This is a genomic window from Legionella sp. 39-23, from assembly GCF_001897665.1.
Classification (GTDB): Bacteria; Pseudomonadota; Gammaproteobacteria; order Legionellales; family Legionellaceae; genus Legionella; species Legionella steelei.
Window position 1 is genome coordinate 182380 of sequence record NZ_MKTO01000002.1, and the last position, 22260, is coordinate 204639.

Genomic DNA, 22260 nt, shown 5'->3' on the forward strand with positions numbered 1-22260 from the left:
GATATTGATTGATACTGGAAATGGTGATTATCCGTGTCCCATACGTCCCAAGGTTGCAAATTAAGCTGGGGCGGGTCTAGCCCAGTAATTACAAGGATGTCCCACTTTTCCCCTCTGTCCCTGTATTTTTTATATGATCAAAGAATTATTCTTGTTCTATTTTGAGGCTGAGCCAATGACTTTTTTGTTATTTCCCCAAATTTACCGCGGTAACAGTAATTTTTTGAATTTAACATAAATAAATACGCAGAAAACCATGAAATTGAGCATATTTACCGCTATAACAGTGATTTATAACGAATTAATGCAAAAAAAATGCAAGAATAAATTTATTTTACTCATTTTTACTGCTATAACAGTAATATATAATTAATTTTTGGTGTTCCATGCCTACACACGAGATTGCTAATTTAGTCCATTACTACCGCAAACACAGCGGCTTATCGCAACAGGAATTAGCTCGGTTAGCTGGGGTCGGTAAGACGGTTATCTATGATATTGAAAAAGGGAAAGAATCTGTGCGGCTAAATACATTGCTAAAAGTATTAGATGTGTTAAATATTCAAATGAAATTTGAAACGCCTTTTCCTCAAACAACGGATAATAATACATGAGAAAAGCATACGTATCAGTCAATGGCATTAGAGCTGGAATATTAGAGGAGTTAGAAGGTAAAAAATATCAATTTACTTACCTTAATGATTATCAGGGGGCACCTGTTTCTCTCACCATGCCGTTAACCAATAAGGTCTATGATTTTGACGTGTTTCCCCCTTTTTTTGAAGGATTACTTCCTGAAGGCATTATGCTTGAAGCACTATTACGCAAATACAAGATAGATAAAAATGATTATTTTGGTCAATTGATACTTGTTGGCCAAGATGTCGTAGGCGCAGTGACAATTGAGGAACTAAGATGAAACACTGCCCTATTACTTACGAAAAGATTAGTGACCAAGAAAACTATTCTCAACGTGGATTGAATTTGCTTTCCCCTCAATTAAAAAACCTTAGCCCATTAGATTTAAGTGCTGATGAGCAGCGTCAGGAAGCAATTGCTCGTGTAGGAAAGATGTCTATTCAAGGCGTCCAAAAGAAACTAAGTGCCAAACTAAAAATTAAAGAGGGAGGTTTTGAAATCGTTGATCAAAAGGGTCAGTACATTTTAAAACCACAAAGTGATATTTACCCAGAATTGCCGGAAAATGAAGCCATTACTATGACCCTTGCAAAGGCCATTGGCCTCGAAGTTCCGGTTCATGGTTTGGTTTATTCTAAAGACAACAGTTTAACCTACTTCATTAAACGCTTTGATCGAATAGGCCATAATAAAAAGTTAGCTTTAGAAGATTTTGCACAGCTATCAGGTGAAGACCGACACACGAAATATAACAGTTCTATGGAAAAAGTAATTGCAGTCATAGAACAGTTTTGTACATTCCCAAAAATTGAATTCGTGAAATTATTTAAGTTGACGCTTTTTAATTTCCTGGTCGGCAACGAAGACATGCATCTAAAAAATTTTTCCTTAATTACTAAGGATAGAAAAATTTCCATATCACCAGCCTACGATTTACTTAACTCAACCATCGCTCAAAAAAATACCAAAGAAGAACTGGCTTTACCTCTAAAAGGGAAAAAAAATAATTTAACCAAGAGTGATTTTCTTAAATACTTTGCCATTGAAAAATTAGGATTAAATCAGAACGTCATCGATGGGATCATAAAAGAGTTTCATCAGGTAATACCAAAATGGCGAGAGCTGATTGGTTTCAGTTTTTTATCTCAAGAGATGCAGGAAAAATATCTCGAATTGCTAGAGCAACGGTGCAAGCGATTAAATTTTTTTGATTAACTAGAACCTGGTTGACCAATATTTATGAAATCATCACCATAGCCTCTAAAGCTTTTGCACTCTACTATACTCTACAGATCCTCGTGACCGACCTCTTGAGAAAAAATATGGGTTATCCCTACTTCTAGATTAGTCTATCAATTATTAGCCTTAACACTGATCCTCATCATTATATTTGGACTTTCGGTTGAGTAAATTTTAACAATTTACATTATACTTAGAATAAAGAAGGCTTTTATAAGGATAGAAACATGTCTGCTGAAATCTTCTTGGCTGAAAAACTGCGTCGTTTTGAAGTGATAGATTATATCTTTGTCATGTTAGTGTATTATGTTTTTGGTTTAATGATCCTGTCAGTATATCCTCCTTTAATGGGTATTGCATGGTGGTTCTATTTGATAGTGTTAGTCATTTGCGCCTTCCCTTTAATTATCCATTTGATTTCTCAGCCAGGAGAAACAATATTATCTAAATTTAACCCTTGCGTTAAATCCAACACGCCATCTCTGCAAGTACTATTATCATTAGTCATGTTTTTTGCTGCATGTATCATTGTTTCTTTTATACCAATACTTGCTCATGTCAAATGGTGGGTATACCTAATAATAATGGTTCTCTTATCGTTGAAACCTTTGCAGAAAAACTGGTTTTGGTAGATATGATATCAAATGATAATTTGATATGTTCTAATAAACTTTACGAAACATTTAAGTACACAAAAAAACTATAATTCTATAGTATAAACGTTCACTTGAGACGTAGGAAATAAACTAATTGAGTTGAAATTTAAAACAAGCATCTTGTTTAACTGCTATTAGAAAAGCTTTATTCCTGAGGAATAAGTCTCTAGTGAAAACACACCATCTTTAACAATCAAAAGCGAGCTTATGGTGCAAGAGCGAATGCTTTAATCAACAACAATCAGTTAGGCGAAGCATTAGCAGATTATACAAAAGCAATTGAAATCAATCCTTCTGAGGCTATTTCTTATCTAAACCGTTCGCTTCTTTATATGAAAATTAATAATTATTCAGATGCTATCAACGATTTGGACACAGCAATTAAACTGCAACCAGATTCAGCTGTTATGTATGTCAAACGTGGACTTGCAAAATACGCCTCCCAAGACAGCAATGGTGCTTTGCACGATATAAATCAAGCTATAAAATTAAACCAAAATATGGCAGAAGCATACAATCTGAGAGCTATTCTCCGTTTTTCTTTCAACGACTACCAAGGATCAAAAAATGATTTTGATCTGGCTATTAAGCTCAATCCATTCGATTCAGAGGTCTATAAAAATCGAGGTATTATGTTTATAAAAAGGCAAAACAAAGAAGCAGGTTGTCAAGATTTTAATACTTCGTCTCGTATTGGTAACGTCTCTGCAGGTAAAATGATCGAGCAATACTGTAAAGCAAAGGCAACCAGGTTATCTGTGTAAATATGCCGTATGCAATCAACGGGATCTAATCCCCTAGGTCAAGCATAGAGGGTCAAGCCTTGCTTCGTGCTTAAATATTAAATTGCCCGCCAACATTCAAATCGTCCTAACAATTTTTAATGATTTGACTCCAATAAATAAATGCATTAGCTTTATCGCCCAAAGGAAAAATGGAAGTCCAACATGGTTAGAGCTTTACGCATTGAGTATTGTGGTGCGATGTATCACATAACGTCACGAGGAAATAAACAGGAAGATATCTATTTATCAAATGAAGATAGAGTTTTATTTCTAGAAATATTTACGCATGTATGCAACAAATGTAAATGGGTGTGTCATGCCTATTGTCTTATGAGCAATCATTACCATTTACTAATAGAAACTCCTTTAGGAAACCTTAGCAAAGGAATGCAGTTACTCAATGGAATTTACACGCAAAAGTTTAATCAAAGACATCACCGTGTAGGACATGTTTTCCAAGGACGATTTAAAGGGATATTAATAGAAAAAGAATCTTATTTACTCGAGCTATCTCGATATATTGTTTTAAATCCAGTAAGAGCTAAGATGGTATTTTTCCCTGAAGATTGGGCTTGGAGTAGTTATAAAGCAACTATAAATCAGGCACCTAAACCTAATTGGTTATCAATAGAACTCCTTCTTTCGGCTTTTAACTCCAATTTGTTAATAGCAACTGATAAATACAAACAATTTGTTCATGAAGGTAGAAGCGCTAAAACCCCATGGGATAATTTAAAAAATCAAATTTTCCTTGGTTCTGAGGTATTCGTTAATGAAATGCAATCAAAAATGGAACAAGAAAAAAAATTAACCTATATATCCCAATCCCATTATAAACCCGTTAAAGAATCTTTAACCAAGTATTCTAATGCCTCTCCTCATAGAAATGAATGCATCAAAATTGCTTATGCTACAGGACAATTTAGCTTTGCAGAAATTGGAGAACACTTTGGATTACATTATTCATGGGTTAGTCGTATTGTGAGGCACAACCTCTAAGCAAGGATTGCTTACAGTTCTCTAAAAAAGTATCAGCTGTTATATGCCGCTAATTATCAGACTTGTGTTTATTTGATAATTTCTGCGTTTAGCACAAAGCAAGGCTTGACCCTCTAGGTATTTACTCTCAAAGCAAGGCTTGACCCTCTAGGTATGTCTGGAATCCTGCTCGGGCCAGTGTTTATTATTATTGCGGTGACTCTATTCAAGAATCAATTAAAAATGGTCACATAAAGCAAAATTAATCAAGTAATGCTTATTAATTAAACCTATCGCTCGCGCGGATAGCACCTTAAGAGCGAATCGTTGTATCATTGTTAAGACGACTCGCCCACCATAACAGTAGGATTGTAATAATCGCATTAATAATAATTGCGCAAATATTCAATTTGGAAGTAAACATCATAAATCCCATATCCAAAGGCAAAGTAATGAAATATGGTAAAATGATGTGACTTAGAGTATGAAAAAATTCTGCGCCTGCAAAGAATATTACAACATCACGAAGTTTAAACATTTGTTCCTCCATCTCTATTATTTTAATTATGGTTCAATAACAATCCATTTCAATCTAGACTGTTTTATCGAGAGGGTTTATTTCATTCAATATATTAATTTTTTAATGAAATACAAAGAGTTAAAAATTGTATGCAAGTTCAAATCCAATGTGCTACTTTTATCATAATGGCTATATATCGAGAGGTAGCTAATGGGTTTTATACGCCACAAATGGACTCTGTTTCTAATAGTAATAACAATTTTAAATCTCTTATTTCTTGTTTTACGGGTAATAAACTTAAATAAATCCCCGACTAATGCACTTACCAAAATTCAAGTTGAAGTAAAATTACCTAACCCGGTTTTCTCTAGCCCAACCTCTATTGAAGAGGCATTAAAAAAACGTCGATCAATAAGAATTTACAATAGCCAATCACTAACAATGCAACAAATTGCTCAGCTTCTCTGGGCAGCACAAGGGATAACTTCTAACAATGGATTTCGTACAACTCCCTCAGCAGGAGCTCTTTACCCATTGGAATTTTATTTAGTCGCTAGAGATATAGAAAATTTATCACCTGGTATTTATCACTATGTACCCAGGAAACATATACTCCAAAAATTAAGAGATGGAGATGTACGTATTGAGCTTGCTAAAGCGGCCTTTGGACAAAGCGCAGTAAAATCTGGGGCTGCTGATATAGTGATAACGGCTTTATTTTCACGTACAACAAATAAATATGGTGAGAGGGGAAAACGTTATGTCCTAATGGAGGCTGGTCATGCGGCGCAAAATATTTATTTACAAACTGTGTCCTTAAATCTAGGTACCGTTTCAATAGGATCTTTTGATGATGTTCAGATCAAAAACATTTTGCATATTACAAATGAAGAAGATCCTCTGTACATTTTGCCAATAGGAAAAACGTGGACACCAAGTAAGCAAGGTATCTAACTTAATTTTTTCATTTAATTATAGAGTATGCTGTTCTATTTTTCGGGAGCCTACTGCAATGGTCTATGAGTACTTGTTAGTGAATTTTTATGGCGTATAGAAAATCAATACCCATATAAACTTAACGACGAATAATTAACTCTATGAAAGTAGATCAAGACGCTTAGGCCTAGTGAATTAGCCAATATTTATGGAGTAAATTATAGTTTGTTCTAATTTCATCATGTCCAATTTAATCCATATGCTACACTAAATAGGCTTTTGTGTTTATTGCGCAGCTCAAAAATAGATCAAATGTTGATATATAGTGAATCGCTAACTTTAAATTATGGAGAGCATTTATGAAAATGAAAGGGATAAAAAGAACTTTTATATCTACGTTATTGGTGTCAACTTTAATCGCAACATCATCATTTGCTAGTTCTGAAGAAAGTACCATTGATAATAAAATAAATGCGGTCATTACTCCCAAAATTTTTGAAATGGCAAAACGCAATGAAAACTGGAAGCTAGCACTGGTGACAGGTAAAGATGCACAGGTTGTTTTTATGAATATCACACCTAAGACCAACCCCAACAATGAGATTGGAATGGAAACTCATAAATTTGATCAGGTTATTTTCGTTGTTGAAGGTCAAGCTAAATCGATTCTCAACGGCAAAAATTCAACTGTCGCAGCAGGTGATATGATCTTTATCCCTCAAGGGATTCCTCATAATTTTATTAATCTCAATGCGAAGAAACCATTCAAAATAATAAGTGTCTACTCAGCTACTGATATTCCTGAAAATGCAGTATATAAACATAAATCTGATATGCCACAAGAGTAACTTGGCGGCATATCGACTCAGACTTATTCCACATAGGAGTTTTGATATATATGCAACATAAAGAATATCATCGAATTGAACGAATTGGCTGGTTACGCGCCGCCGTACTAGGTGCAAATGACGGAATTATCTCTACATCGAGCTTGTTAATTGGTGTTGTTGCTGCGCACACGCCATATAATGGAATACTTGTAGCAGGGATTGCAGGATTAATTGCTGGTGCTATGTCGATGGCTGCGGGCGAGTATATATCCGTAAGCTCACAAGCAGATACAGAAAAATCTGCTCTACAGTGTGAGAAGAAAGAACTTGAGTCGAGTTTACCAAATGAAATTGAAGAGCTAACCACTATATACATCAATCGTGGATTAGAGCCCTCTTTCGCAAAAGAAGTTGTAAAACAATTGATGGCTAAGGATGCATTAGGTACACATGCTCGCGACGAACTTGGTATTACAGAAATATCGAGTGCACGCCCTCTTCAGGCAGCAATGTTTTCCGCTTGTAGTTTTACGCTGGGTTCATTATTACCTTTAATAATCATTTTTATTGTTCCAAGAACCTATCTTATTCTAGCAATATCAGTGATGGCGGTTCTATTTTTGGCATTACTTGGAGGTGTGGCTGCAAAGGTTGGCGGAGCTCGCATCATATTAGGAGCACTGCGTGTTGTGGTTTGGGGAACACTGGCGATGATGGTGAGTGCAGGTATTGGTTCACTGTTGGGGATAGCTATATAGATTAGCTTGACTGAAAAATTTTCACTGCCATACAGATTGTAGCAATAATATGGAGAACTTATTAAAAAACTCAATTTGATCATAAATCAATACTATAATTAAATGATATCAACCTTACATCTCAAATAGTCATTTTTATGAAAACCAAATGACTTTTCCAGTAAAATTCCTATAAAGTTGCTAAAATATCCTTGCGTGAGATTTGCGTATTTGAGTCCGACACTGTTGGAGCTAGAATTCGCCTAGTCATTCGAAAAAGTCATGTAGACAAAATCAAAGGACTTTCAAAGAGAATTTTAGTCGTCCCAATAGTCTCCTATTTTATTTAGCTCAAAATGAACATATTCCATGACGTCACCCTAAGAATCTTCGAATACTGTTAGCGATTTCTTGCACATGAGTTTCGAGAGCAAAGTGTCCTGTGTCAAAAAATTCCACGATTGCATTTGGATTATCACGCTTGAATGCCTCTGCACCTTGAGGTAGGAAAAACGGATCTTGTTTACCCCAAACGGCTAAAAATCGGGGCTTGTAAGTTCGGAAATACTGTTGAAATTCAGGATAGAGAGAAACATTTGATTTGTAATCACCAAACAAATCCAACTGTATTTCATCGGCACCTTGACGCTTCATATAATAATTGTCGAGCGAATAACCGTCTGGAGAAACTTCTGAAGCATCTTTAGTCCCATGCGTGTACTGCCAAAACGTTATCTCTGGTGTCAAAAATGCACGTAAAGCTTCTCGGTTCGCGCTCGATGCATCTTTCCAATATGCCTCGATTGGCGTCCAACCATCACTCAATCCCTCTTCATAAGCATTCCCATTTTGAGAAATGATCGCGGTGATGCGCTCCGGATGCTTAATTGCAATCCGCAAGCCAATAGGTGCTCCATAGTCGAAAATATAGACTGCAAATTTATTAAATTTTATAACTTCTGTGAATTTATCGATCACCTTCGCGATGTTATCGAAGGTGTACCTAAATTCCGAACGTGGCAGCATTTCTGTTCTACCAAACCCGGGCAAATCAGGTGCTACGATATGGAATTGATCAGAGAGGAGTGGGATCAAGTCCCTAAACATATGGCTTGAAGTTGGAAATCCATGCAGCAGAAGCAATTTCGGTTGTCCCATGGTTCCCGCTTCTCGATAAAACAAATTCAGGCCATTAACCTTTGCAGTTTTGAAGTGAATTTTATTCATTTTATTTCCTTAAATAATAAAACCTCATTGAGGTATCTAAATTCCATGTATAACAGCGCTTATAGTTCAGTAATAGAGCTTAAGATTGTCTCTACAATCACTTTAGCGAGCGTAGCCTGGTTGCTTGCAACCAGGCTATTTGGCAACTCTATTTCCTAAATTTGCAGTTCAATCCGTTTGCAAGCAAACGAGCTACGCTTGCTGGATTTAGGCCCAAAGGGTCAGAACCAATTTCACTTCGTTTCACCCAGGCTACACCCGCTCATCACATCAATTATCACCGGATTTACATTCGGCCAAACAACACTTCTTGGTTAACTCTCTAAGATCTTTGATTAAATTCTAGTTCACTATCAATGATAATAATGGGATTAACTTCTTTTTTATTAACAAATTAAAAAACGACTGGAGAAAATTAGGCTCCGTTGCAAAAAATAAACAATTAAAAAAATCATAATTTATAGGTAGAAGCTCAACTGTAGAGACTAGTTTGCTCCTTGATGAAAGATACTTCGATTCGAGCTCCATACATCCCAGGGCTCCGTTGAAAAAAAGATTTAACTTATAAGATCTTAATTTTTGGGCAGATCTCAACTGTATAAGCCAAATTGTTCATTGATGAAGGATGCTTCGGTTCGAGTTCCATACATCCAACTATTGAACAGTCCTTTTTTAAACATACGCATGATTTCAAGTCCTTTAATGTTCGCATAGGCCGTTTTAAATCCACGAACAGCATTGATAATGCCGCTTAATCACACCAATATCACCTACTGGATTGCTCTTTATCATTTTCTTTAATAATTATTAACCAACCTGTTCAAAACACATTGGGATCCGTCCCGAACCGCCCCCATGGATATAATAACAAGCGTAGCTCGGGCCAAGCTCCGATTTACGCTTGCTTACATGATGCAAAAAAACCAACCAACCTTGGTTTAATCAAGTCCGTGTAAAGATGTTTGCTGAGATATCACTTCCACCTCATTATGCTCCCCTCTCTGGGCTGTAGCCAAGGCAATTACTCCTTCCACTGCTCTCTGCGCATCACCCTTAGTAAGGGTATTAAAAGAGTCTGTAGTGTACTTTGAATAGAGCATATTCAGAGGAAATAGAACAGAAGAGATTATTTGACATACGGAGTTACAAAAATACAAAGCTGTATCCAAAAAGAACTGCGGGCTTCCACAATATGCAGAATAAGAAAGAGCATAAGCTGGCATACAAAAAATACTAGCTAAGGCCATAATAGGTGCATGAACTAGACCAAACACACCGGAAAAGAAATCGATTGCTAGATTGCCCCCAACCGTCCAACCTATATTTAATTCTATCGGCTCTCCGCTTGCGACTGAAGGCACTGTTGTTGAAGCGTTTTTAATCTCACTAGCGAGCCGAATAATTAAGTCATAATTTGGTTTTTCCTGGGAGAGTAGTGCATTAATCTCGCGGGCTTTTTTTACTAATTCACTGTAAAAAATATATTGTTTCCTGGCGTTCTCTATCGACAAATGAAATTTTGCGTCGGAAGATGAATGAATAATATCCCAAGAAAAATGCTCCTTTGGCCTAAAAGGTGCAAAGGTATCAACAAGCTCTCTCGGATTCACTTCCACATCTTTAAGATGATTATTATATATAATACTTGGATAGCCGCTAGGAAGATTGTGAAGATAATTTGCCCACCGTTGTCGACAAGTTTCGGCAAGTGTGGCTTCCAAATTGTTTGCAATACGATTGATCTTGGGCTGGGTGAAAAAACTAAATGACATAAATAACTCACAAACAGATAAATTTTCAGGCACTTTATCATCCTAGTACAAGAATCTCAAGGGTGCTGTCATGCAAAGAACCAATAGGGACGGACTACGTTAATTATTAGTCAACTTGTTCAAAACACATGGGGATCCGCCCCCAATTTATATTACAGACACGCATTATCTGCGCTGTATAAATAAATGAATCAAATAAAAACTGAAACTAGCAATCAAATACCCTCGTAATAATCTAAAAGAAAATACATACCTAAGTATCTACAACATGGGCGAAGTCTTTCTACTTTCAGCTAAGAATAAAATCTCAGCTATAATGCAAATAGGATATTTATTTAAAGAACTTTCTACTAAGAAAAGGAATTTTATTATGCATTTAATTTTACTTATTATATTAATTTTGCTCTTAATAGGTTTACTTCCTAGATGGCCATATAGCAGGGAATGGGGATATTATCCAAGTGGTGGAGTAGGTTTAATTCTCCTTATTTTAATTATTTTGTTACTTGTATAAGTTTATCTTCAACGAAATTTTAATTTCCTTAAAGTAAATTTTCCCTACGAGGTATGCGCTTTATAAAAGCTAAGGCCTTTTTCATAACCGGAAGATTATTTTCCTGCTTCTGAAAAATGAAGTTTTACATATTTCACCGACGTGGGGAAAAAATCAATGAGAATTTTTGTTAAACTTGAGCTAAAAAAGAATCCACCAATAAGTCAATTTAAATACATTATGGTAAATTTTACACCAAAATTATAATCTCCTCTATAATTAACCTAATCCCTTATTTGTACAGTCATGATGTGTTCTAACAAACTTCAATAGATTAAGGAGAATATAATGAAGCTTGTAAACTCAAATGATGTTGTCGGTATTTGTGTAGAAAATCAGGCAGGAGAAGACCTAGGTCAAATTGAAGCGCTAATGATCGATAAACTGAGTGGTCAAGTAGCGTATGTAGTTCTTTCTTTTGGCGGTTTTTTGGGTTTAGGAGATAAGTTGTTTGCTCTACCTTGGAAAGTTTTTTCCTACGATCCTATGTTGGAAACATTCATTTTAAATATAGATCAAGAAAAATTAGTAAATTCTCCAGGATTTGATAAGTCTAACTGGCCTGACATGAATGCCGATTCCTTTATTCAAGCAATGAGAAACTATTATTCAGAGCCTTTATAGTTGGAAATAACTTAGGAGAAAAATCATGGGATACATTATTGCATGGTTGTTAGGTGTTCCAGTCAGTTTATTAGTACTAATTTGGTTGGTTTCTCACATTTAAAACAAGGATATTTTCATTATGGACAATCAAAAATGCTATAAGGCGACAATAACCAATATTCATTGGACCGCAATTATTGCAGGGGCTTTTGTTGGTGTAGGGCTTACTTTCTTACTGAATATTTTTAGTATGGCCATAGGTTTAAGTGCATATACCTCTTCACCCAATACTGCTCCTGCTGTTGCAATTGGTGGTGTTTTAGGTTTATTAATTGGGGTCATTGTTTCAATGGGTGCAGCTGGATTTGTCGCTGGTTATTTGGGGCGATTTCATCATTGCTACTGCCATGGTGGTGTAATTTATGGATTTATTACTTGGAGCTTGGTATTAATGTTGAGCGCCTTACTAATTATGCCTCTGACTCATTATGTTTCATTTTATGAGGAAAACTTAGATCCTAATCTAGCTCCTACGCAAATTTCTGCAGCAGATGTTAATGTTTCTGTAACATCTCAACAAAATGCTCCTACACAAAAAATGATTAATGCGAATCCTAAACATTTAGCTTGGAATGGCTGGATTCTTTTTATTTTATTTTTCCTGGGGGCTATATCGAGTTGTATTAGTGCCTGTTATGGAATGCGTGGTAAAAAAGAAGAGGAAAATAAGATTGATTCTCCCTCATAAATAATATGGGGACAAAGTCCCGTATTGCGCTTTCGCTAATACGGGCTACGCTTGCTTTGCACTGGAACCTACTACGCAAACTCAGATTTTTCTGAAAATTCTGATTTACGATGCCTTGGATGGGCTTTCACATGCCAGAGTGGCAGCATCATAAATAATGGAATCAAACAGCAAATAAACAATGTGAGGAAGAAATTATCCCAGCCATAATTTTTGATAATTGCACCCAAAGGAGCACCAGCCAGAACAGCACCTACACAATAAGCAAAAAATCCGGCAAAACCAGTTGCTGTCGCCGCTGCTTTTTTATGTGTTAACTCCGCACAGGCCATACCAATCATCATTTGTGGTCCAAAGATAAAAAAGCCAAAGAAAAAAAGAAATAAAGAATCGAGGAATGGTGTATATCCCTTAGTGAACGTAAATAGCAACAAAGTAACAAAGACACCTGCAGTAAAGAGAACATTGATTGGATTGCGCTTACCTTGGAATATTTTATCAGAAAACCAGCCGGCAACCAGGCTTCCAAAAAAACCACCAACTTCAAACCATATAACACAACTTCCTGCTGTGATTAAGGAATAATCCTTCGCCTCCGTTAAGTACAGCATGCTCCAATCATTAATGGCCGTGCGGACAATATAAATAAACACATAAGAAATAGCCAGTATCCAAATATATGGGTTGCTTAACACATAATTCCAAAGAATTTCTTTGACTGAGAGTTCTGTTTTTTCTTGGTGCTGACTAGATAAACCAGAAAAATCGTCCCGATATTGCTCTATCGCAGGTAAACCAAGCGATTGCGGCGTGTCCCTTAAACGATTGATTAAAAAAAGACCTCCTAAAATGCAGATGATTCCAGGTACAAACATAGCTGAACGCCAGCCGAAATACTGTGCGCATATTGCAACAATCAATGGAATTAATGCACCCCCAACGTTATGTGATGTATTCCAAATGCTCCACCAACGACCACGTTCAGATTGAGAATACCAATGGGTTAATAATTTAGTACATCCTGGCCATCCCCACCCTTGAAACCAACCATTCAAGCCCCAAAAAATCGCAAATAACCACCAAGTGGAAGACAAGCCAAACAAAATATTACAAATACCCGTCAAAATTAGTCCAATCGCCATTAAATAACGAGGATTTGACTTATCGCCAAGAATTCCACTCAAAAATTTGCTGATGCCATAACTTAAGCTCAGTATGCTCGCAATCATTCCCAGTTCAGTTTTGGTCATCCCCAAGGTGCTTTGTAATGCAGGCATCGCGAAGGTAAAACTTTTTCGCGTAAAATAAAACAACACATACCCTATATACATTGCATAAAAGGTACGAATACGCCAATAACGATATTGCCGTTCAACAATGGTTTTATCTTGAATTTCATCAAGATAAGGAGCAGGTTTTAAAAAACTTAAAAATGCCATGATTGTCCATATCATGAAAAAAATAAGATTAGAATGTAACTTGCACAGTATGTCAAATCTTTCTGATGAAAATAATCCTGGCATCCCACCTATTGATAATTATTTTTTTAAAATTTAAATGGAATTCTTGTGAAATTATAAATAAGCTACGCACTTTGTGTTAAAAAAGGATTTGTCGGAATGAAAGAAATAGTTAGTTTATTAGAACAAGAACAAATCGATTCTACTATTTATAAACGTCCTGATGTCATAATGGTTTTAAGAAGAAAATTCCGTACTCAAAAAGATTGGATTATTGCTTCTTTCGACCAATATCAATTTTCTAAAGTAGAATCGCAAAAAGTCCAACATGCCATTCTAAATGGGGATCTTCGAATAACCGATATTTTAATACGTCCGTTTTCCCACTATTTTTGGAGTTTCCTTACCTTTAAATGGGGCGAGATACTTTCGGGTGGCAAAAGATTGTCTAAGCAAGAGGTCTTACAAATTGCTACCTGCTCTAGCAATGGCCAAGAATTTACAAGAACCCCCGATCAAAATAGAAATAGACTGCTAAAAGGAGTGCCATTAGTCATTGGCAAAGTCGTTACTTCCATGGCGCTTTGCATGGTATTTTGCCTGGGATTATTAAGCACTTTGGGGGCACCCTTTGGCCTTAGCCTTGCCATAGCGATGGTACTTTCCTTATGTAACGGAATAGTGTGCTTATTAAGCCGTGGACAAGCCATGCTTGATAGTGCTGGCTTTCAACCGAGTAAACAAAAAACATTTAAGACCCCAGAAGAAAATGCAAAGGAAAAAACAATACTCGATAGAGGTCAGAAATTACTTTTTGGTGTCGTGACATTGTTAGCATGTATTTCTGCCGGCATTACTGGATATGCTGGTCTCGTAGGACTCCTCACTTTTTTAGGAGCAGGCCTGCTCATCTCTAACCCTCTGGTTTTGGCAGCTACGATTGGGTTATCTTTGATTGCAGCTGTCTCTTTTTATTCGTTTCAAGCTGTAGGCATACGTGAAAATTATGCAAAATTTAAAAATCTTTTTATTGAAGATTATAAAAAACCCTATGGTCTTTTGCGATGTATCTTATTAGGAATGGTAAGTACGATCTTTTTAGCTGTTTATGCGACGCTAACTTGGTTTACTACCGTATCAGGGGTTAATAAGTTTTTTAATGCTGTAGGTGCGACTCCTGATACCCTTTTAGCACATACTATTGCGATGATATGTACTTCGACAACCATGTTTGTTAATACTTTTTCACAAGTATATAAAGTCTTTAACCCGAAAACGTATGTCGATCTAAAAGAAAAATTTGAATCGATATATCAACCACCGGAAAAAAATCAAACAAAAGCTCAAAAGATAAAGCATGGAGCCATTAACATGCTCAAATTATTTGCTTTGATAGGTGACTCTCTTGCCTATTCTGTTGCTGGTGGAATTCGCAGTGGAATGCATGTTGGTGAAACGCTGGGAGAAGCAATAGGAGAAAAATTTGCATTAACCGTTACCATGGCAATATTGTCTCCAATCATTTTAGTATTCGTATCGATAGCCTTTACTTGGCCTTCCGTTTTTCAGAGAAAAAAATCGACTCAAGAGCCTTCACCGGCAGAGAAGCCATCGATAGAAAAAGCAGGTCAAAGCCCTACTTCAAATGCACTTCAAAGTAATACTTTATTAGCAACATCAGAAAAAACTCCCAAATCTAATAACTCTAAAATTAGGAAAACTGGGCCAAAACTTTTTGATGTTGGGTTGAGAGAAGAAGATTCTAGCTATCCTTTAGAGAAAGGAGCAGTTTTGTCATCCTCCTCGCCATAAATGATGTATTGAGGCCAGCAAAAGCATTGCTCTGTGAGCACGCTTAAATTTCATTAAAAAGTGTGCTTGTTTTTTTCATGGGGACGGTCCGGGACGGACTCCGTTAATTATTGATCAACTTGTTCAAAACACATCGGTTCCCGTCCCGGACCGTCCCCTAAATATTTTACTAATTGCCACCCAAGTCTAGTCCCAATCCTTCTTTAGGCTTATTCAATTCAGCAGCAACTTTTCCTATATCGAGTGTTACTTCAGTAGTTGGCTCATATTTTATTTTTAAATTGGACAATATCCCATCTGCTGAAAGGCCATCCTCTTTTAAGGCTTCCATTGCTTTCGTGAAGACGCCTTCGACCTCTTCGCGTTGACCTCTAAAGCTTATTAGATCCGCTTCTATTTTAACTGAATGCATAGATTTCCCTGTAAATAGTTTAGCGACCAAGGCAGAGATGTTTTCATCTTCAAGCGCAGATTTTGGCTTTCTATCATAAAAACCAAGACCTCCTGTAGCCCTGGGTACTGGAGATGCTAATGACCTAAATAGTTTGATATCAAACAGACCATATAGATTTTTAAGCTGCTCTGATTTCTTTAAAAGTAAATCTACTTCTGCTTCAGTATTTTTACAAACAAAACCGATTTCACTAAAACCATGATATCTTACAACCGGCCTTACTTTTGTGAATTCTTCAAAAAGCTTACCTATCACTTTACAAGCTTCACCTGTGGGTTGCATAACAGAAAGAAATCCCACCCCAGCATTTTCATCTTTGCTCATTACCAAGCCACTGGCCCTCTTAGGCTGCTCTAAGGAGGCTACTTTAAAATAGCCATTTGGAAAAGTTGAGCTAATTGGAAATTTTTTAAATTGCTCAGGATGCTCTTTGAGCAGTGTCTCCATAACAATTTGTATATTTTTAACGCATATTTTTCTTTTTTGATCTAGGCTTAATGAAGATTCTTTCTCTTCTTTTTTAGGGGGCTCCTTTTCTTGCATAATAATTCCCTACCAATACTGATTGAATTAATAAAAGCATAGACCAAATATTAAACATGGGGACGGACTCTGTTAATTATTAGTCAACTTGTTCAAAACACATCGGCACCCGTCCCGGACCGTCCCCGGAATACCATAACTTGACAAACTGTTAAGATGAATCACAATTTAAAAAGCAATTAATAAGCACAACTTGATAATATTTAGAATTTTAGTATAGAGTCACTTGTAAACAGCTTATTAAAGATATCAAACAAGGAAAGTCTATAAAATGAAAGCATTAATTTATCAGGGACCTGGAAAGAAAGCTCTAGAAGAGCGCCCCAAACCCACGATTAAAAACCCTTCTGATGCAGTGATAAAACTTAAAAAAACAACTATTTGTGGAACTGACCTGCATATTCTAAAAGGTGATGTTGCTACTTGTGCGCCTGGGCGTATCTTAGGGCATGAAGGTATTGGCATTGTGGAGAATGTAGGTTCAGGAGTAACCGAAATCAAACCTGGAGATAAAGTAATTATTTCCTGCATTACTTCTTGTGGTAAATGTGAACCTTGTCGTAAAGGAATGTATTCTCATTGCACTAAAGGCGGATGGATTCTTGGGAATACAATCGACGGAACACAGGCTGAATATGTGTTGATTCCTCAGGCTGATACGAGTTTATACAAAATTCCTGAAGGAGTTAATGAAGAAGATTTAGTCTTACTCAGTGATATTCTACCCACAGGTTTTGAATGTGGTGTGTTAAATGGCAAAATACAGCCAGGAAGTACTGTAGCTATTGTAGGCGCGGGCCCTATTGGTTTGGCAACACTACTTACCGCCCAATTTTACTCTCCAGCTGAAATTATTATGATTGATGTGGATGAGAACCGTTTGAACAGAGCCAAACGTTTAGGCGCAACTCAAATTATAAGTAATCTTGACGGTAAAGCAGCAAGTAAAGTGATGCAGATAACCAATAACCGTGGTGTAGATACAGCTATAGAAGCTGTAGGTACCCCATCTACATTTGTTCTTACTGAAGATCTTGTGGCTGCAGGCGGTACTATTGCAAATATCGGAGTACATGGGACAAAAGCCGATCTTCATCTAGAGCGTTTATGGTCACAAAATATTACCATCACTACCCGATTAGTCGATACGGTATCCACACCTATGTTATTAAAAGCTTTATGTGCTCATAAGATGGAGCCACACTCATTAATCAGTCATCATTTTAAGTTTGAAAATATTCTTGAGGCCTATGATACTTTTGGACAAGCAGAAAAGACGCAGGCATTGAAGGTCATTATTGACGTTTCATAGGCCATGCATATGGATTATATTGAAAATGGAGTTTTTGATGAAAAATAAGATGTTGTGCAAAATGGCCGGGCTGGCAAATTACAAAGGGTATTTTGGATGGTCTGTTAGCTTTTGGCAATGCATTAAAATCATAGTTTCCAGGATTTGCTATAATCCTAGAAAAGGCTAGGAGCAAGTCATGGAAAACCCAGAATTGATACATCGTTATAAAATTGATGTAAAGGATGCGATATATAACCGCAGGGCTGTACGTAGTTTCTTGCCTAAAAAAGTTGATTCCGAAATTATCAATCAGCTATTAGATGCAGCAGTGCATGCCCCTTCAGCACTTCATGAAGAATCCAGAGGATTTGTCGTGATTCAGAATAAAGCCCTATTAGAACGTATTTCAGAAAGTGCTAAACTGCTAACAATGAATGATAAAAAGAAAAGCATAGACTTACAAGAAGAGCACGTTTTGCAGGTGGTACAACAAAAGGAATTCAATGTTTTTTATAATGCACATACTTTAATTGTTATCTATAGCACCTTTAAAGGAAAATTCGTCAGTGCTGACTGTTGGCTCGCTGCCGAAAATTTAATGCTTTCCGCCCTTACTTATGGCCTTGCTTCTTGTGTCATTGGATTTTCAGTTGCGGCGTTAAATCTACCAGAGTGGAAAAAAGAGTTAGGGATACCTAAAAAAATGACCGCTGTAGCGCCCATAATTCTTGGTTGGCCATCGAGTAAAACCTTGCCCACAGAGCACAAACCGCCTGTAATTCTTAATTGGAGATAAAATCAGGCCTTGTCATAAGGTAGGTATTATTTAAATCCCAATTGAGTAAATGACAACGCCACTAGCTAACACTCCAAGCAATAATAAAGTGGCGTGAAAAGCAAAACGTGCCGGTGTTAAACTCCATAATAATGCTATTTTTGAGATGAAACTGGCAAGAATAGCAATATATAACATCAGGCGTGCGTCATGAGCATGCATTTGATTTCCCAAATAAAGCAGGCCTGTTGCTAAGGAAATACCATGGATCTCAAGAAGTCCACCCAAAAATGAAAACAATAAAATCCCTTTAATTGAGATAATTCGTCTTGTCATGGCAATGATGAGCAATAATAATCCTATAAAAATAGAGGTACGTAATATAGATAAGAGATTAAGTGGGGTTGCAAGTAACGTGGGGGCACGCTCTGATTTTTTTTGAAAATAAAGCAGAACAGCCGAGAATAAAACTCCGCTACAGATCATAGCCAGCATGGGCCAAATAATAAAAATAAGCAAAGCTGGAGATGCAATCAAAATAATTATTAGCACATCGACTAACATTGCAACTGTAGCTAGAAGCCCTGAAGCAAGAATAACGCATTCGGATTGGGGATATCGTTTTAATGTATCATGCAATTGGGCAAAAACAGCAGTGCTTGACACCAATCCTCCTAAAAACCCTGTTAAGGGGATGCCTAAGCGTTCACCAAATAAATGAATTGCTATATAACCCCCTAATTGAATCGCTGCAACCGTTGCAATTAATAAACCAAAATCTTTTGGATTAAATAAATGCCAAGGATCAAATGTGCGATCAGGAAGAAGCGGTAAAATCCCTAACGTAAAAATAACTAAGATAATTACTGTTTCAATTTTATGTGGTTTGAATTTTTCTCGTGCCAAAGTGTGCAAACGTTGACGTTCAATGAGTACAAGCAAAATAATCGCACTTAAAGTAATTGCCAAAAATGGCGAGGTTGGGACCATATAACCTAAACAAAAAATGAAGCAGGCAGTAATTTCAGTTAATATTTCAATGCTATTGTGTTTTTTCTGCTTAATAATCGATTGATAGTAATTGAGTAACAAAATGCCTATAACAAAAAAGCTCACAGTGATGGTAAGGATTGTCTGCTGTAAAACAGCAACCAATGTGCCAAGCATCGATAATAAAATAAAGTTTCTAACGCCAATAAATTGGCTTCCTTCAGGATGACCTCGTTCTCTTTCAATGCCGATCAGCAAACCAATCAATAGAGATATGATAAAGGAAAGTAATGTTTCTAACATAATGAGATTATTCCTTTAACAAGAAGATCTGAAATATCGATTTGATTACTTTTATGAATAATTGTATTGCATGAAATAACTCGCTCAGCCCCTGCCAAAAGAAGCCTTTTTTCAGTTTCTTGATCAAATAAAGCATGGACTCCAATACATAATGCTTTTTTAAATCCTCGTAGCTGTAATTGCTTAAGTACAGCAAGCATACTGACACCTGTAGAAATCACATCATCAACCAATACTGGCGTAAGGCCTATGTTTTTAATTTCTGGTAAAGAAATAACTACTTTTCGGTCACTAAAACGTTGCTTATCCCCTATAATAAAAGGGAGTTTATGGTAATCGGCTATTTCAGAAACCCATTGCTTACTTTCTGCATCAGGGCCTATGAGAACTGGATGGCTCACATGATTCACAATCCACTCAGATATTTTTTTTGTCGCATGTAACGTTAATAAGCCAGATAGAGCATAAATCTCAGAGAGTTTATGAATACGATGCAAATGAGGATCGATTGTCATCATACAATCAAAGTAACTTGAAATTAATTGTGCAAAAAGAATTGAAGTTATGGCCTCCCCTGGCTGAAACTGTTTATCTTGTCTCATATAAGAAAGATAAGGACTGACTAGGCAAAGCTTCTTAGCTCCTAACTCTTTAAGTGTTTGCGCCATAAAAAGTAATGGTAATACTTTAGAGTTAGGATCATTAAGGGTAGAAATCAAAATCACTGTTTTATTTTTTACCTCTGAATCAATGCGGATGTATGACTCTCCATCAGGAAAAGAACGGATTTCAGCCTTACCTATTTCAATCGCCAGCTTTTTTGCAATTAATTCTGTCAGCTCCATATTTCCTGGCAATGAAAAAAGAATATTATCGTCCATGTTCTTAACCTTTTATTCAGGTTCAATTTTAATTATATTGGGCATAGATAGGGCATAGGTGCAGGAATAATTCAATTCCCCTTTAGATTCAGCGTGAATCTTATATAAGGTTTGCCCCTTCGCAACTCTAGTACCCAATTTTGCAAAAAACTCAATGCCTGCGGCAGCGTCATGAGGTGCCCCTGCTAATTTGGCGACTTTAGCCAGATTTCGATTATCAATTTCAGTGATGACGCCCTCAGATAATGCAACAATTTCATTTGTCAATGAGGCCGTTGGGGGTTCTTTAAATCCCCCTTGTGCCTTACAAATTGCCAAAAACTTATTTAAAGCAACACCACTTTCTAGTATTTGCTTTGCTAAATATACCCCTTGGCCAGAGTGGGCTTTGCCACCAAACTCCAATAAAATTCCAGCCAGAGCAAGTGCCTTATTTTTTAGATCAACAGGAGCAAGTGGTTCATTACGTAAAACAGATAATATATCTTTTGCCTCAAGTGCAGGCCCAATTCCTATACCCAGGGGTTGAGTTCCAATGGTTTTTAAGGTCTCTACATGGATGCCCAAGGCTTTGCCCACTATCGAAAAATACTTCTGATACTGAGAAAATTCTACATCGGAACGAATTTTTGCTGTAGGTCCTACGGGTAAATCAATTAATACATGAGTTGCACCAACAGCAATTTTTTTAGAAAGTACGGAAGCGATCATTTGCCCCATAGGATCGAGATCCAAAACACGCTCTACCCGAATCAATATATCATCGGCTGGACTTAAACCCAAAGCACCACCCCAGGCCATGCATCCCCCCTCGCATTCAACAACTTGTTGAATTTTATCTACCGTGAGATCTACAGTAGTCATCGTTTCGACAGTATCTACAGTGCCAGCTGGTGAAGTAATCGCTCGTGAAGAGGTTTTGGGAATAATTAGACCCGCAGCCGCAACGATAGGCACAACAATGGGTGTGGTTCTATTTCCAGGAATTCCGCCGATGCTATGCTTATCAAGTATCATAGGATGAGCCCAATGCAATCGCTCACCGGTTTCAATCATTGCTTGAGTTAAATAAATGATTTCTTCTGTAGTCAAATTATTAAGACTACAAGCGGTAATAAAACTAGATAAATGAATATTTGAATATTTTCCAGTAACAATATCACTAATGATTTCATGAAACTCGGTTGCATTTAAAGCATTTCCATAAATTTTCGAGCGCACAAGACCTATTGAAGTAACTGGCGGTAAATGTGAGATAATGATTGAATCATCCACCTGAGCACCAAGTCTTTCCCAAGCGCTTTCAGATAAACTAGCCTCATTTTCTTTGAGAATATTGGAATGAACCATATTTAATGTGGCTACAATAGAATGATTATTTAAAGTAACAATAACCTGTGTTAGAGACTCAAAACCTTCTGATTTGCAAATAAAACAATCAGGACGCATATAGATAATAAATTCCTGTAATGTATCTATACCTAATTTGACTAACTTTAATTGATTAAACTTAGTACTCATT

Annotated in this window: 24 protein-coding genes; 16 read left to right on the forward strand and 8 right to left on the reverse strand. The window is 36.7% G+C overall.

Annotation, left to right across the window (positions count from 1 at the left end):
- The first annotated feature begins 386 nt into the window (after window positions 1–386).
- The 7 genes from BGO44_RS00985 (at window position 387) to BGO44_RS01010 (ending at window position 4318) form a co-directional block, all read left to right on the forward strand.
- On the forward strand, window positions 387–614 hold the full coding sequence (locus BGO44_RS00985; RefSeq protein ID WP_058478705.1) for a helix-turn-helix transcriptional regulator: 228 nt from the start codon (window positions 387–389) through the stop codon (window positions 612–614).
- Window positions 611–919 (forward strand): HipA N-terminal domain-containing protein, encoded by a 309-nt coding sequence (locus BGO44_RS00990; RefSeq protein WP_027224016.1) that lies wholly within the window; start codon window positions 611–613, stop codon window positions 917–919. Before BGO44_RS00985 ends, BGO44_RS00990 begins: the two co-directional genes overlap by 4 nt.
- Window positions 916–1854: a lpg2370 family Dot/Icm T4SS effector gene (locus tag BGO44_RS00995; protein WP_058511755.1), complete on the forward strand. Its 939-nt coding sequence runs from the start codon at window positions 916–918 to the stop codon at window positions 1852–1854. Before BGO44_RS00990 ends, BGO44_RS00995 begins: the two co-directional genes overlap by 4 nt.
- Window positions 1855–1865: 11 nt before the next feature.
- A complete protein-coding gene (locus BGO44_RS18645; RefSeq protein ID WP_502688213.1) occupies window positions 1866–1982 on the forward strand; it encodes an Aq_097 family APC-type transporter in 117 nt (38 codons plus the stop codon).
- Window positions 1983–2105: 123 nt separating this feature from the next.
- Window positions 2106–2510: a hypothetical protein gene (locus tag BGO44_RS01000; protein ID WP_058511754.1), complete on the forward strand. Its 405-nt coding sequence runs from the start codon at window positions 2106–2108 to the stop codon at window positions 2508–2510.
- 206 nt (window positions 2511–2716) lie between these two features.
- Window positions 2717–3298: a tetratricopeptide repeat protein gene (locus tag BGO44_RS01005; RefSeq protein WP_273197846.1), complete on the forward strand. Its 582-nt coding sequence runs from the start codon at window positions 2717–2719 to the stop codon at window positions 3296–3298.
- 183 nt (window positions 3299–3481) lie between these two features.
- The gene (locus tag BGO44_RS01010) at window positions 3482–4318 is read left to right on the forward strand and encodes a transposase (RefSeq protein WP_273197734.1); all 837 of its coding nucleotides are present in this window, start codon (window positions 3482–3484) and stop codon (window positions 4316–4318) included.
- Window positions 4319–4610: 292 nt separating this feature from the next.
- On the opposite strand, the gene BGO44_RS01015 is transcribed toward BGO44_RS01010, so the two are convergent.
- Window positions 4611–4835 carry a hypothetical protein gene (locus BGO44_RS01015; protein WP_058509644.1) on the reverse strand — a complete coding sequence of 75 codons (225 nt, stop codon included), beginning with the start codon at window positions 4833–4835 and terminating at the stop codon, window positions 4611–4613.
- 192 nt (window positions 4836–5027) lie between these two features.
- On the opposite strand from BGO44_RS01015, the gene BGO44_RS01020 reads away from it, so the two are divergent.
- The 3 genes from BGO44_RS01020 to BGO44_RS01030 all read left to right on the forward strand — a co-directional run bounded on the left by BGO44_RS01020 (window position 5028) and on the right by BGO44_RS01030 (window position 7341).
- A complete protein-coding gene (locus tag BGO44_RS01020) occupies window positions 5028–5771 on the forward strand; it encodes a SagB/ThcOx family dehydrogenase (protein WP_058509645.1) in 744 nt (247 codons plus the stop codon).
- Window positions 5772–6112: 341 nt separating this feature from the next.
- Window positions 6113–6601: a cupin domain-containing protein gene (locus BGO44_RS01025; RefSeq protein ID WP_058509646.1), complete on the forward strand. Its 489-nt coding sequence runs from the start codon at window positions 6113–6115 to the stop codon at window positions 6599–6601.
- 50 nt (window positions 6602–6651) lie between these two features.
- Window positions 6652–7341 (forward strand): VIT1/CCC1 transporter family protein, encoded by a 690-nt coding sequence (locus BGO44_RS01030; RefSeq protein ID WP_273197736.1) that lies wholly within the window; start codon window positions 6652–6654, stop codon window positions 7339–7341.
- 354 nt (window positions 7342–7695) lie between these two features.
- Here BGO44_RS01030 and BGO44_RS01035 read toward each other — a convergent pair whose 3' ends face one another.
- The gene (locus tag BGO44_RS01035; RefSeq protein ID WP_058509648.1) at window positions 7696–8547 is read right to left on the reverse strand and encodes an alpha/beta fold hydrolase; all 852 of its coding nucleotides are present in this window, start codon (window positions 8545–8547) and stop codon (window positions 7696–7698) included.
- Window positions 8548–9485: 938 nt separating this feature from the next.
- Window positions 9486–10352, reverse strand: a complete 867-nt coding sequence (locus BGO44_RS01040) for a hypothetical protein (protein ID WP_273197737.1) — start codon at window positions 10350–10352, stop codon at window positions 9486–9488.
- Window positions 10353–10689: 337 nt separating this feature from the next.
- On the opposite strand from BGO44_RS01040, the gene BGO44_RS01045 reads away from it, so the two are divergent.
- The 3 genes from BGO44_RS01045 (at window position 10690) to BGO44_RS01055 (ending at window position 12226) form a co-directional block, all read left to right on the forward strand.
- The gene (locus BGO44_RS01045) at window positions 10690–10833 is read left to right on the forward strand and encodes a DUF3309 family protein (RefSeq protein WP_083503903.1); all 144 of its coding nucleotides are present in this window, start codon (window positions 10690–10692) and stop codon (window positions 10831–10833) included.
- 327 nt (window positions 10834–11160) lie between these two features.
- Window positions 11161–11496 (forward strand): PRC-barrel domain-containing protein, encoded by a 336-nt coding sequence (locus tag BGO44_RS01050; protein WP_058509651.1) that lies wholly within the window; start codon window positions 11161–11163, stop codon window positions 11494–11496.
- A 121-nt stretch (window positions 11497–11617) separates the two neighbouring features.
- Window positions 11618–12226, forward strand: a complete 609-nt coding sequence (locus BGO44_RS01055) for a hypothetical protein (RefSeq protein WP_273197739.1) — start codon at window positions 11618–11620, stop codon at window positions 12224–12226.
- Between the two features lie 71 nt (window positions 12227–12297).
- On the opposite strand, the gene uhpC is transcribed toward BGO44_RS01055, so the two are convergent.
- Complete coding sequence (uhpC, locus tag BGO44_RS01060) at window positions 12298–13665, reverse strand: MFS transporter family glucose-6-phosphate receptor UhpC (protein ID WP_273197741.1); 1368 nt, start codon at window positions 13663–13665, stop codon at window positions 12298–12300.
- A 180-nt stretch (window positions 13666–13845) separates the two neighbouring features.
- Here uhpC and BGO44_RS01065 point away from each other — a divergent pair, with 180 nt between their 5' ends.
- Entirely contained in the window at window positions 13846–15498 is a 1653-nt protein-coding gene (locus tag BGO44_RS01065) for a hypothetical protein (RefSeq protein ID WP_273197743.1), read from the forward strand.
- 169 nt (window positions 15499–15667) lie between these two features.
- Here BGO44_RS01065 and BGO44_RS01070 read toward each other — a convergent pair whose 3' ends face one another.
- The gene (locus BGO44_RS01070; protein ID WP_273197745.1) at window positions 15668–16495 is read right to left on the reverse strand and encodes a hypothetical protein; all 828 of its coding nucleotides are present in this window, start codon (window positions 16493–16495) and stop codon (window positions 15668–15670) included.
- Window positions 16496–16766: 271 nt separating this feature from the next.
- On the opposite strand from BGO44_RS01070, the gene BGO44_RS01075 reads away from it, so the two are divergent.
- On the forward strand, window positions 16767–17807 hold the full coding sequence (locus BGO44_RS01075; protein ID WP_273197746.1) for a zinc-dependent alcohol dehydrogenase family protein: 1041 nt from the start codon (window positions 16767–16769) through the stop codon (window positions 17805–17807).
- A 178-nt stretch (window positions 17808–17985) separates the two neighbouring features.
- The gene (locus tag BGO44_RS01080; RefSeq protein ID WP_273197747.1) at window positions 17986–18585 is read left to right on the forward strand and encodes a nitroreductase family protein; all 600 of its coding nucleotides are present in this window, start codon (window positions 17986–17988) and stop codon (window positions 18583–18585) included.
- A gap of 30 nt (window positions 18586–18615) precedes the next feature.
- Here BGO44_RS01080 and BGO44_RS01085 read toward each other — a convergent pair whose 3' ends face one another.
- From BGO44_RS01085 to BGO44_RS01095, 3 genes are read right to left on the reverse strand one after another with little or no spacing between them, the layout of a single operon-like run.
- Complete coding sequence (locus BGO44_RS01085; RefSeq protein WP_273197748.1) at window positions 18616–19857, reverse strand: MgtC/SapB family protein; 1242 nt, start codon at window positions 19855–19857, stop codon at window positions 18616–18618.
- On the reverse strand, window positions 19851–20738 hold the full coding sequence (locus BGO44_RS01090; protein ID WP_273197749.1) for a ribose-phosphate diphosphokinase: 888 nt from the start codon (window positions 20736–20738) through the stop codon (window positions 19851–19853). Before BGO44_RS01090 ends, BGO44_RS01085 begins: the two co-directional genes overlap by 7 nt.
- Window positions 20739–20750: 12 nt before the next feature.
- Window positions 20751–22259 carry a thymidine phosphorylase family protein gene (locus tag BGO44_RS01095; protein WP_273197750.1) on the reverse strand — a complete coding sequence of 503 codons (1509 nt, stop codon included), beginning with the start codon at window positions 22257–22259 and terminating at the stop codon, window positions 20751–20753.
- Window position 22260 lies beyond the last annotated feature (1 nt).

Excerpts from the sequence above, each read along its gene's own strand:
- BGO44_RS01080 (WP_273197747.1), top strand. The coding sequence starts at position 17,986 with ATGGAAAACCCAGAATTGATACATCGTTATAAAATTGATGTAAAGGAT.
- BGO44_RS01025 (WP_058509646.1), top strand. The coding sequence starts at position 6,113 with ATGAAAATGAAAGGGATAAAAAGAACTTTTATATCTACGTTATTGGTG.
- BGO44_RS01050 (WP_058509651.1), top strand. The coding sequence starts at position 11,161 with ATGAAGCTTGTAAACTCAAATGATGTTGTCGGTATTTGTGTAGAAAAT.
- BGO44_RS01010 (WP_273197734.1), top strand. The coding sequence starts at position 3,482 with ATGGTTAGAGCTTTACGCATTGAGTATTGTGGTGCGATGTATCACATA.
- BGO44_RS00985 (WP_058478705.1), top strand. The coding sequence starts at position 387 with ATGCCTACACACGAGATTGCTAATTTAGTCCATTACTACCGCAAACAC.
- BGO44_RS01070 (WP_273197745.1), bottom strand. The coding sequence starts at position 16,495 with ATGCAAGAAAAGGAGCCCCCTAAAAAAGAAGAGAAAGAATCTTCATTA.
- BGO44_RS01000 (WP_058511754.1), top strand. The coding sequence starts at position 2,106 with ATGTCTGCTGAAATCTTCTTGGCTGAAAAACTGCGTCGTTTTGAAGTG.
- BGO44_RS01045 (WP_083503903.1), top strand. The coding sequence starts at position 10,690 with ATGCATTTAATTTTACTTATTATATTAATTTTGCTCTTAATAGGTTTA.
- BGO44_RS01030 (WP_273197736.1), top strand. The coding sequence starts at position 6,652 with ATGCAACATAAAGAATATCATCGAATTGAACGAATTGGCTGGTTACGC.
- uhpC (WP_273197741.1), bottom strand. The coding sequence starts at position 13,665 with ATGGCATTTTTAAGTTTTTTAAAACCTGCTCCTTATCTTGATGAAATT.
- BGO44_RS00990 (WP_027224016.1), top strand. The coding sequence starts at position 611 with ATGAGAAAAGCATACGTATCAGTCAATGGCATTAGAGCTGGAATATTA.
- BGO44_RS01035 (WP_058509648.1), bottom strand. The coding sequence starts at position 8,547 with ATGAATAAAATTCACTTCAAAACTGCAAAGGTTAATGGCCTGAATTTG.
- BGO44_RS01065 (WP_273197743.1), top strand. The coding sequence starts at position 13,846 with ATGAAAGAAATAGTTAGTTTATTAGAACAAGAACAAATCGATTCTACT.
- BGO44_RS01085 (WP_273197748.1), bottom strand. The coding sequence starts at position 19,857 with ATGTTAGAAACATTACTTTCCTTTATCATATCTCTATTGATTGGTTTG.
- BGO44_RS01055 (WP_273197739.1), top strand. The coding sequence starts at position 11,618 with ATGGACAATCAAAAATGCTATAAGGCGACAATAACCAATATTCATTGG.
- BGO44_RS01095 (WP_273197750.1), bottom strand. The coding sequence starts at position 22,259 with ATGAGTACTAAGTTTAATCAATTAAAGTTAGTCAAATTAGGTATAGAT.
- BGO44_RS01015 (WP_058509644.1), bottom strand. The coding sequence starts at position 4,835 with ATGTTTAAACTTCGTGATGTTGTAATATTCTTTGCAGGCGCAGAATTT.
- BGO44_RS00995 (WP_058511755.1), top strand. The coding sequence starts at position 916 with ATGAAACACTGCCCTATTACTTACGAAAAGATTAGTGACCAAGAAAAC.
- BGO44_RS01020 (WP_058509645.1), top strand. The coding sequence starts at position 5,028 with ATGGGTTTTATACGCCACAAATGGACTCTGTTTCTAATAGTAATAACA.
- BGO44_RS01090 (WP_273197749.1), bottom strand. The coding sequence starts at position 20,738 with ATGGACGATAATATTCTTTTTTCATTGCCAGGAAATATGGAGCTGACA.
- BGO44_RS01075 (WP_273197746.1), top strand. The coding sequence starts at position 16,767 with ATGAAAGCATTAATTTATCAGGGACCTGGAAAGAAAGCTCTAGAAGAG.